This window comes from Galbibacter kalidii, from assembly GCF_026241135.1.
Classification (GTDB): domain Bacteria; phylum Bacteroidota; class Bacteroidia; order Flavobacteriales; family Flavobacteriaceae; genus Galbibacter.
In genome coordinates this window covers 1-740 of the sequence record NZ_JAPFGA010000078.1, presented here as the reverse complement: position 1 = coordinate 740, position 740 = coordinate 1, and the positions used below count along the sequence as shown (strand labels likewise).

The 740-nt window shown below is 61.8% G+C and carries 3 protein-coding genes; all 3 read right to left on the bottom strand.

Annotation, left to right across the window (positions count from 1 at the left end):
* A partial coding sequence (locus OOZ15_RS20505; RefSeq protein ID WP_416337332.1) for a helix-turn-helix domain-containing protein occupies positions 1–147 on the bottom strand: 147 nt, incomplete at its 3' end.
* Positions 148–263: 116 nt separating this feature from the next.
* Complete coding sequence (locus tag OOZ15_RS19945) at positions 264–539, bottom strand: DUF2442 domain-containing protein (RefSeq protein ID WP_240570086.1); 276 nt, start codon at positions 537–539, stop codon at positions 264–266.
* A complete protein-coding gene (locus tag OOZ15_RS20500) occupies positions 520–663 on the bottom strand; it encodes a DUF4160 domain-containing protein (protein WP_369127985.1) in 144 nt (47 codons plus the stop codon). The genes OOZ15_RS19945 and OOZ15_RS20500 overlap by 20 nt, the downstream gene beginning before the upstream one ends.
* Positions 664–740: the final 77 nt, after the last annotated feature.

Here is a 740-nt window from a genome sequence, read left to right as displayed (position 1 = left end):
GGCGCGGATCAGTTCAGAGAGGTCGATCAAGCGCTGCCCATCGTCGCTGAGCCTAGACGTGATGCGGCCTGATCGGCAGTGACGATGGATCGTCATGCGGCTCTTTCCGTACAGCCTGGCGGCATCTGACAAATTCAGCTCGGGCATGTATCAAGGTGTCACATTTTTAGCTGGAGAGGGTGTAACACCTGGGAGTATAGCGGCAGTGAGATTTGGCTGTCCTTCAAGAGGCCCTGGCTGATGGGAAGGCCGGAGGCAAAGAGTCAGGCAACTGCCTGGCGGCGTCGCGTCTGGTCGCCCCGCCCAGCCAACAGACCGGCAATAGAGATGTCCTCATCCAAGGCTTCCCAATGGAGTCCTTCGCCGCGGCCGATCAGCTCCCACTGCTCGCGCTGCTCCAGTGTGCCGTGCAGCAGCCGGGGGAACCAGGCCAGCGGGATCGACAGCTCGCGGCCATCGTCCAGCGTGACGCGGAAGGTGTCGGCGGTGAAGCTCACGTCAACAGCGAGCGGGTCGGATTCAAGATTCAAAGTGCGCATGCCATGCCTCCAGAAACTCGACCTGGTCGCCGGCTCTCACATGGACGTGTGGCGGCTCACGTGGATCGCTCTCGTCGCTGTAGAAGAAGAACCGGCAGGGGCCTTCGCGAAAGAGTGTCGGCATCGGTCCTCCTCATTCTACGTGGTTGTCTGGGTCGCGAGCCGGCAAGTCTGGCTCGAGCCCCTCGATGAGGCCCTGAC

Excerpts from the sequence above, each read along its gene's own strand:
- OOZ15_RS19945 (WP_240570086.1), bottom strand. The coding sequence starts at position 539 with ATGCGCACTTTGAATCTTGAATCCGACCCGCTCGCTGTTGACGTGAGC.
- OOZ15_RS20500 (WP_369127985.1), bottom strand. The coding sequence starts at position 663 with ATGCCGACACTCTTTCGCGAAGGCCCCTGCCGGTTCTTCTTCTACAGC.